Consider the following 8,916-nt stretch of genomic DNA (forward strand, 5'->3'; position numbering starts at 1 on the left):
AAGGTAGCTATCAATTGTCTCAAATGAACTTTGGCCGTTACCTTGACGACAGCGTGAAATCACAAAAAGAAGTCATCAATGTTGAAACCATGACGTTACGTGTCTGGTACGCTGAAATTAGCACAACGACCTTCGGTAAATATCAAAACCGTGCGATCTTGAGCATGACTGCTTGTACTGATGATGCTGTTGTACTGAAAGAGCATTTAGCCGACTTTGCCAAAAGCCAAAGCATTGTGGTTGCCCCAACGTCTGAAGTAGATATTAACCGCATGTCATCTATGAACCAGATGAATAGCGCAATCAATAAAAGCTCACCAAGAACACATGGTACACATCTTGGATTGATGAATAACCCTGAAACACACAGTCAGGATCTATCAGATCAAGTACCCGTGATCATCAAACCGAAAAAGAATATGTTTTGTGTGAAATGTGGTGAACCACTTCAGGACAATATGCTGTTTTGCCCTCAGTGTGGTACCAAAATAGAAAGTTAATCGTTAAAGAAAATAAAGGAATGGATTACGAATGTGGTCCACTTTTTTTTGACATCAAAAAAATAATTAGAGTTCTAAAATTAAGAGTTTAATTGAGCGTTGACATATTCTTCGACAGAAAATCCCTTTACGCCAGTTTCTATAAGTGCATGCACAAAGTCTGAGAACGTCACTGGAATGTACCCTACTTTGAATAGTGCCTCATTCAACTCTTTGAACTTCAGAAAAACTTCTTCTTTATGTTTTTTCTTCAGCTTAAACGTGGACGGCAAATCTGCCACTTGCAGATCTTGAATTTTGATTGGGTTGTTCATAGCGTACCCGGTTGCTTAAAAGTTGCGAATTTAAACTATTGTAATGTGAAAATTAAAAAATGCAGAATAAATCTGCATTTTATTGTTTCATTTTTTTAAGATCTATTTGATAAACAGATGCTTAAATTAGTATTCTCAACCAAAAGCCAATTAATAGCGGATTAACCAAAATCAATCCGTTTCTTATTAGTATGTTTAATGTGTTGCTACTGGCGTACCAAATGCATCAGGATGTTGTGGTTGTTCACCACCACTTTGTTGAGCTTGACCAGGTTGACCAGCTGGAGCAGTTGTCTTACGTGCAGCTAAGTCCTTCATGATGTCTTGACAAGACATGCCCCCTGTTTCGTATAAGTTGTACGCAACAGGATCTTTTTTAGGATCTGGCGGTACACACTCCAATTCAGGTTCACTAGCAGTTGCAGAATCGGCATTCATTTTGTCCAGTTCGGTAGTAATCAATGTCAGATCGATGTCACTTGGCGTAATTGGACGACTGCTGATCTGCAAGCGATAAGTCATAGACGGCGTTAGTAGCGCATATAGTTCGCGGATCTGATTGGCCATAAGCGCAGGATTTTTCATTACGATTTTTTGGCATAAGAAAAGGTGCACGTTGTTCGGGCTACAAACACTTCCTTTACGCTGACTTGATTGTGGGTTTTGGGCATCCACTTTCAAGGGGTAGACTTCAATGTAAACTTCATACGGCGTATCTGGCTGAAATTGGAAGTTCTGCAAACTAGCAACGACAGTTGAATACGGTTCTGACGTATCTTGTGCATGACAGAATACTTGTGGTGCGTTACAGTCAAAGTTACGACTAATACGGTCGATAATTTCATTGCGCTGAGCAGCCAATTTCATACTTTCTTCTTTTACTCGTCTTGCAACTTCACTCTGCAGTCGAGCTTCAAGTTCAACATCGCTTTGTTGTGGACGTTCAACTTCGATGTTTTGATTGCCAAAAATAACCACAGCAAATAACAAAAAGAAAAGAACACCACCGCCAATCAAGATTAGCTTTTTATGCTTAGCAACAAAGTTTTCATCAATGTTTACTTTTTTGCCCTTCTTTGCTGTCTTGGCTGGCTGTTCAGGCTCACTTACATGTTCATCATCGGGTTGGATTTTGATCGCTTCTTCAGCTTCCTTCCCGATGTTGTCCATATCATCTGGTTCGTGATTACTCATTTATTCACCTATTCAATTATTTACTTGATTTAGCTTTTGTAGAGGTCGATTTAGACTTGGCTTTCTTTTTGCCACGTTGAACTGGCTCACCGTTGTTGTCGTATCCACTTGCACCACAGCTAAAGCAATCCCATTTATACTTACGTTCACCACGTAAATTAAATGCAGACTGAATCATGGTCTGGCCACACTCAAAACACTTGGCTTCGTTGCCAGTGCGAGATTTTGTAAGTTGGGTATCTGGTGATCCATCTGGCAATATGTCGAAATAACGTTTACATGATGCAGCTTCACAACTGTATCGCTCTTCGTAAACACCAGGTTCTTTGCGGTACTTGGTATGTACAAGAGGCTTTTTACAGATACATGGATACTCTGTTTTGGTCACTTGGAATCTTGGCTCGTAGTTAGGACTACCATCAGGGAACACCTCTAATGGACCCGACTTACATTTTTTGCCTTTCAGGTTTGGATTGGATTTTTCACAAGAAAAGAAGTGATACGGCTTACCTGAAGAAGTTGAAATACCTTTTAACTCACGCAACCAACCGCCACACCCTTCAAGCTGACATTTGTATGTATGGTTACGGCGATATTCGTCAAAATCAGGAACCAAGTTACCGCTTTCGTCATTTGTAGAACGGTATGTTTCTTTACAGGTGCCATCTACGAACGCACGTTGAGAGCACTCAAAAAATACAGATTTATCAGTTGTAACCTGAGTCAGTGATTTGCCACATAAACATAAATGAGCAGTTGGCTCACGTACAGTTGGCTTACCCGGTTCATCTTTACCATCAACATTTCTGTTTGGCGCTGAACTTTTGCATGAATTACATGACCAGTAGACCGATGTTGTTTTGTCGCGATTGGTACCGATTTTCGGCAACATGCGTCCGTCATCACAGTTATTACATTTGTAGATAGGGAATGAATCAAGCCAATGTTTTGAGAACTGTCCTAATTCACTTTCAATCCCTAAATGGAACTTTTGGAGTTCTTGTTTGTAATCGGCATCACCAGTAGCGATTAGATCCAGTGTTTCTTCAATTTCTTTGGTGTAAAGCGGATCTGCAAAACTAAACTTACCTCTAATGTTTTGAATCAAGGTCAATCCATGCGGTGTAACTTCAATTTTCTTTTTAACAAGCTTGATATAGCCGTGCTTGATTAAACGTTCAAAGATTGATTGATAAGTACTAGGACGACCAATTCCTTTTTTCTCAAGTAATTTGACCAATGATGGTACGGTGTAGCGTGAACGTGGTTTGGTTTTGGTCGCGATAACTTTACCAGCAATAACATTGTGGTTTTGACCGACCTCAATATCCATAGGTAGCGTATGTTCAGGTTCTTTTTCTGAATCTTCTTCACCGTCCACGTATTCAAGTGCATTTTCATCAATACTGTAGGTCTTTAATAAACCCAACCAACCATCTTCCTTTAAGATACGGCTAGAAGCTTTGAATTCAGCATCTTTAGTAATGCTTTCACCATCTACATTGAGCGTGACATCTTTATAGACACCTACAACGGATTTAACTTCGTATTCAGCTGGAGCCATTTGCGATGCAACAGTACGCAACCAGATTAGACGGTATAGATCCTTTTGAACTTGGTCCTTACCAGCTTCAAAGGTAAAGAAGTCACTAGGACGAATACATTCATGTGCTTCTTGAGCACCATCGCGAGATTTGGCTTTATTGCCGATAATCGCAATGCCCTCTCTCTCACCAAAAGCTTCTAGAGCTTGCATGCCCTCAGGCGAAATTACGGCAGCATCAGTACGATGGTAAGTGATATAACCACCTTCATATAACTTTTGCGCTGCATCCATAGTTTGTTTTAGATCCAAACCAAGACGCGCTGCAGCTGCAGCTTGCAGATCAACAGTAATAAACGGCGCTGGAGCACTACGGAAAGATGGCTTAGTTTCAACACTGGTAATGGTTAAGTCTTTTTTATCAATTTCGCTTTGTAGACGGGTAATTGAAGCTTTATCTAACCACTGGTTATTGTGCACATCCTTCATTTCAGGATTAAGCCACTTAGAAAAATCCCATTTCGCAGCCCAACCTTGTTTTAGAGTTACTTCAAGGTTGTAATGTTCATGTGATTTGAAGTTTTTCAGTAGATCTTCTAAATCACCAAGCACAACGAGTACGGCAGATTGAACACGGCCAACAGGAAATTTGCCTTTTAAAATATTTGAAATTGGCTCATACAAGTAAAAACCGATCATACGATCAAGGAAACGGCGTGTTTCTTGAGATGCCACCATACCTTGATCCAGCTCTTCACCATTTTGAAGTGCATTAGCGATCGTAGTTTTATCAATAGCGTTATATTTGACGCGAATATACTGATCGTCAGATAAGTTCAGGATACGTTTTAAGTGATATGCAATGGCTTCACCTTCACGGTCCAAGTCAGTTGCGAGGAAAACCGTATCTGCATTTTTAGCAGCCTGTCTTAATTCTTGAACAACGCGTGTTTTATTTTGAGATATTTCGTATTTAGGAACAAAGGCTGGATATGAGAAACCGATCTCATGATTAGGTAAATCACATACATGGCCAACTGAAGCGCGTACAACGAATTCGTGCGGATACAGGTCATCCAAGATATGTTGAATTTTTTCGACCTTTCCGGGTGACTCTACTATGAACAAACTACTCATTAAAATTCATCCAATTTTTAACTTTCTTTAGTAATAATTACTGAAGTTAATCTAGTAATGGTTTAAGTATATACAATTTTAAAATGTTTAAATAGGTTTAAGGGTTGATAAACAAACACTTTTAAGGGCTTATTTCTTAATCTTTAGTTGGATGAACATTTCAAGTGGTTAAATTACTTCCTGTTTTCAATAATCTACGCGAAAAAAGACAACAATATTTATCTAAAATTATGGGAAAAAATGGCTTAATTGTTTGAAAATGCACTGCTTAACCGTCACAAATTAAAATTCCAAAAATATTATTTAACGAATTAATGTTGTACTATAAAGGTATCGTTTGTTTTAAGCTAAAACCATGATTAAAAAACTTATAGTTTTAAGCACCTCATTGTTAATCATCGGGTGTTCGTCTACGCCACAAGAGAAACGCTTAGATCAATACCTTGAAGATACGAAAACTGATGCAAAGGAACGTAGTATTGACTGGTATTACAAACATGATTACGAGCGTAGTAATGTTTTAAATATTTGTTATTCCATTTATATAGATTCTGCTAAGAAAGCTGGTTATTACAGCGATGATGTTAGTGATGGCCGAGAAAAGTATTTAGACGATAGCGTACAAAAAGAAATGTACGCCTCAAATGACGAATGCAATAAGGCACATAAGGCTCAGGATATTCTAGATAACTTTGTTGCAAGCAATAGCCTTCCACAAGAGTCTTATGAAGACAAGTTAGATCCACAACAAGAACCAAGTTCAACACCAGAAGTATCACCTGAAGTACCAGAAGTGTCACCTGAAGCACCAGCAAATGAACCAGTCGCCACAAAACCACCAACACTGGAGGAATTAACCAATGCGAATCCGCAATAATGCGCTCATATGCCCAGGCCAATTTTTGATTCGATCTGCATTCTTTTTGCCCTAGCCATTTTACCTATAATAATTATTGGTATTGGCATACAGCTCAAAGAGAATTACGAGCGTAAGAAGCTCACTCAAAGCTATATGGATCAGCACTAAAGAAATGCAATAGGCAATAAAAAAGCAGCGAAATCGCTGCTTTTTTTATTTCTAATGAAGTTTACGAATAGGTTGAGTATAGGGGGAATCTTCTACTCGATGCACATGCATTGAATTGGTAATGTTCATTAAAGGTGAATTACTAGCCACTGAATGAGTCGTTGATGCTTTATGTGTGCGGTAGTTATTCAAAAACTGATCTACTACTGGCACATTGTTAGGCAATATTCCGATTTCGCGGTTAGTAATTTTAATCGTTTCTATTTGGTCTACATGGCTCATAACTAAGTCCACTACAATGATTAAAACTATGAGCATAATTATAGCTTAAAATTGAAGAAATTCCATTTTGGGATTTAATATTTGGTTTTTTTATGCACAGGTTTTTGTGGATAGTAGTGGGTATAAATGGCTAAGTTGCTGATTATTTAAGCTTTTAACATTGATTAAAAATTAATCAAAATAACGAAAAATAGAGTAAAATATGGAGAAATATAGCAGAAGCTATAGAAGAAAAAACAGGAAATGTCAAAAAAAGGGCAAAAAAAAACTATTAGAACAATCTCAGTCTAATAGTTTATTAAATAGGGTAATATCCCTTGATTCGTAATATAACCGATCTCTAATAAGTTTTAAAGCTTTTTTAATCATATTCACGGAAATTCCACAAACTATTATCTCATGCTGAACAAAAGTAATGATTAAGCCCTATACTCAGCTCTACCCTGATATATTGCAGATTAGTTAAACTGTTGTTTAGAAATCGCAAACAATATGATGTTATATTTGAGCAAGGTTAGAATTATGTATGAAATGTGAATGCTTTAAAAACTGATATATATTATCAACTTTTTAGAGTTTTACGCCTTATAGAATACATACAACTTGTTAGAATGCCTTATACTAATTAGCCACCCTCACACACCTTTTATGGAAGACCAGTATAGTGAAAGATTCAATCTTTGCTGATGTTATATCAAAGTTGAATGCGGAAGTTTTTACGCAAAAAGCTGGTCGCTTATACCCTCCTGTCAGTCAATTATTGGCACTGGAGAAAAAGTTAGCATTATGTACAGCATCATTGGTTAAAAGCGAAGACATTCCAGACTATAAACAGCTAGAACGCCTGTTTTGGGATAACGTAAATCATACCTATGGCACTGGTTATTTTGCGGAGATTCCTAAGTGGGGTTCCAACATCTTTATCCCATTACAGGTATGGGAAAGTGTGTTACAGCCTTATGCATTGTTCTATAAAAATATGAACCCTGAGTTTAACTTTTATGACTTTGCATTTACGACTGCAGCGTTGAGCGCTTGGCGGTACAGCCAACCCGTGCTAAAGCTTGAAAATGATGTATATCGCACCCTATTGAATGATGAAAACGGTCGCTATGTCGATGGTCATTTGCTGAATTACTACTTTCAGTGGACCAACTTTATTCATACACCAGGTCTAGGACACAACGACAAACCTTTATATGGTTTTTTCGCGCATCAAAACGAAGTTTTGTTTAACGGAAACAACGTTAAAGTACTGATCATCGTGTTTTGCTATGAAGATACTAAAGCCAACATATCTGATGAAGATCCTTTAAGCTTAACCTCTAATTGGGGAGACTATGTGGTTTTAGAGTATCGCACGGATACTATTAAAACCATTAAAGATAGTTTGATTGGTACCAACCTTAAAGGTAGTCCTGAGCTATTAATCTTACTTGGTAAAATGCTTAGCTTATTTAATTTCTCTATTCATCCTAAAACTGACATCTACAATCACCGTGGCTACCTGATGCAACCCACGTATAACGATACGATTGATTCATTTCTCAATAGTTATAGAAAGCACAAAGGTATGCCAGTACGCCGTGGCGTAGGTAAATCACCCTCTAGCAATCAACGCCGTGAAGTCCTCTATCATGTCCACGCACCAAGTTGTCCACGCCTGTTTGATACTGGTCTGAACACTGGTTTTGTGTCGCGCATGCACAAGAGTAGCCATATCGCTAATGACCATTTTAATACACTACATTGGCTTAAAACTGATACTGGCTTAAAACTAATTTCAGGTAGTTTATATACTCAAGAAACCGAAACTAAACTTATTAAATCAATTCAAAATTACTTTTATGGTAATAATACTTAAAGGTTTTCATTCTTTTTTCCTTAAACCTGTTATATAATTTTAATACCCATTTCAATCAATGAAGTATTATGCGTTTCGAGTTCGATCCATCATTTATATCTCATGTTGCAGTACGATTAGATGGCACTTCCTTAAAATCATTTTTAGACAACCTTGGAAACGTATCTTTTCAAGAAGCTGAAAGTTATTTAAGCAATCTAATTAAAGGGAATTATGAGCAAGACGAGTTTACTGTTGGCTTGAAAGTTAAACCTAAAAACTACAATCAAACAGAATTATTGGGGCATCTTTATAAAAATAGTGCCTTTCAATCGGTTTCAACTGAAGTATCGGATCTCGACACCCAAAACATGCACAATGACATCGCTCAATTCGTTCAAAGCTATGCCAATGTTGCAGATCTTCAGTACAACAGTTATTTCTTGGACAAGCAGACGTTTAAGCATGAAAAAACGTTAGATAGCTATATCTTCACAGAATTAATGCTGCAGTTCACCAACAATAATACCGTGAAGTTTCGTGTGGACGGCGAATATGTCACAGTGATTAATGCTGAGCTAACCTCTAAATACATCTATTTTAACGACAACAAGAATAAGCGGATCTGTAAGTTTTTAAGTAAAAATATGCATCCAGCTTATTTAGAGTCATTCTTAGAGCAGATGCATATTATTAAAATTGATTCTGAGCAGTACTTTTATAATGCAGTCGTGAATAACACAATAAGTTATGATGCTGACGTTAACGCCTTTATGGACCAATCCCAGAATTTTTTAAATACCCTTGTGAAAGGTTATAAAAAACTGATCTTAAACAACGTGCGATTTAATCTTTACGAATTCTTAGAAGACGACCTTGAAAGTGTCATCCTAAACCGTATCACTAAGGCATGGCATTACGCTCATGAAATCACGTTGCAAACTAACAACCCATCAAAATATGTCGTTGCTCAACCGCTGGTTATAAAATATTTCTCTGTACACGACAAAAATAGATAACTCATTGAAATAATGTCACAATAATTGTTTTCTAACGACGAATACTATGATACATCT

7 protein-coding genes are annotated in these 8,916 nt (G+C 37.4%); 4 read left to right on the forward strand and 3 right to left on the reverse strand.

The features are described from left to right. A partial coding sequence (locus ACNPNW_RS13225) for a zinc ribbon domain-containing protein (RefSeq protein WP_448767038.1) occupies window positions 1-500 on the forward strand: 500 nt, incomplete at its 5' end. Window positions 501-580: 80 nt separating this feature from the next. Here ACNPNW_RS13225 and ACNPNW_RS13230 read toward each other — a convergent pair. The 3 genes from ACNPNW_RS13230 to ACNPNW_RS13240 all read right to left on the reverse strand — a co-directional run bounded on the left by ACNPNW_RS13230 (window position 581) and on the right by ACNPNW_RS13240 (window position 4,688). Beyond that, window positions 581-814 carry a hypothetical protein gene (locus tag ACNPNW_RS13230; protein ID WP_005006205.1) on the reverse strand — a complete coding sequence of 78 codons (234 nt, stop codon included), beginning with the start codon at window positions 812-814 and terminating at the stop codon, window positions 581-583. 195 nt (window positions 815-1,009) lie between these two features. Continuing rightward, window positions 1,010-2,008 carry a hypothetical protein gene (locus ACNPNW_RS13235; protein ID WP_065995363.1) on the reverse strand — a complete coding sequence of 333 codons (999 nt, stop codon included), beginning with the start codon at window positions 2,006-2,008 and terminating at the stop codon, window positions 1,010-1,012. 16 nt (window positions 2,009-2,024) lie between these two features. Next, window positions 2,025-4,688, reverse strand: coding sequence for a type IA DNA topoisomerase (locus tag ACNPNW_RS13240; protein WP_448767039.1), 2,664 nt, complete (start codon window positions 4,686-4,688; stop codon window positions 2,025-2,027). 355 nt (window positions 4,689-5,043) lie between these two features. Between ACNPNW_RS13240 and ACNPNW_RS13245 the strand changes: the two genes are divergently transcribed. The 3 genes from ACNPNW_RS13245 (at window position 5,044) to ACNPNW_RS13255 (ending at window position 8,859) form a co-directional block, all read left to right on the forward strand. Next, complete coding sequence (locus ACNPNW_RS13245) at window positions 5,044-5,565, forward strand: hypothetical protein (protein ID WP_024160891.1); 522 nt, start codon at window positions 5,044-5,046, stop codon at window positions 5,563-5,565. Window positions 5,566-6,697: 1,132 nt separating this feature from the next. Continuing rightward, window positions 6,698-7,861, forward strand: coding sequence for an AcrVA2 family anti-CRISPR protein (locus ACNPNW_RS13250; RefSeq protein ID WP_448767040.1), 1,164 nt, complete (start codon window positions 6,698-6,700; stop codon window positions 7,859-7,861). 68 nt (window positions 7,862-7,929) lie between these two features. Continuing rightward, window positions 7,930-8,859 carry a hypothetical protein gene (locus tag ACNPNW_RS13255; protein WP_448767041.1) on the forward strand — a complete coding sequence of 310 codons (930 nt, stop codon included), beginning with the start codon at window positions 7,930-7,932 and terminating at the stop codon, window positions 8,857-8,859. Window positions 8,860-8,916: the final 57 nt, after the last annotated feature.

The organism is Acinetobacter endophylla (assembly GCF_053543775.1).

Excerpts from the sequence above, each read along its gene's own strand:
- ACNPNW_RS13245 (WP_024160891.1), top strand. The coding sequence starts at position 5,044 with ATGATTAAAAAACTTATAGTTTTAAGCACCTCATTGTTAATCATCGGG.
- ACNPNW_RS13240 (WP_448767039.1), bottom strand. The coding sequence starts at position 4,688 with ATGAGTAGTTTGTTCATAGTAGAGTCACCCGGAAAGGTCGAAAAAATT.
- ACNPNW_RS13255 (WP_448767041.1), top strand. The coding sequence starts at position 7,930 with ATGCGTTTCGAGTTCGATCCATCATTTATATCTCATGTTGCAGTACGA.
- ACNPNW_RS13235 (WP_065995363.1), bottom strand. The coding sequence starts at position 2,008 with ATGAGTAATCACGAACCAGATGATATGGACAACATCGGGAAGGAAGCT.
- ACNPNW_RS13230 (WP_005006205.1), bottom strand. The coding sequence starts at position 814 with ATGAACAACCCAATCAAAATTCAAGATCTGCAAGTGGCAGATTTGCCG.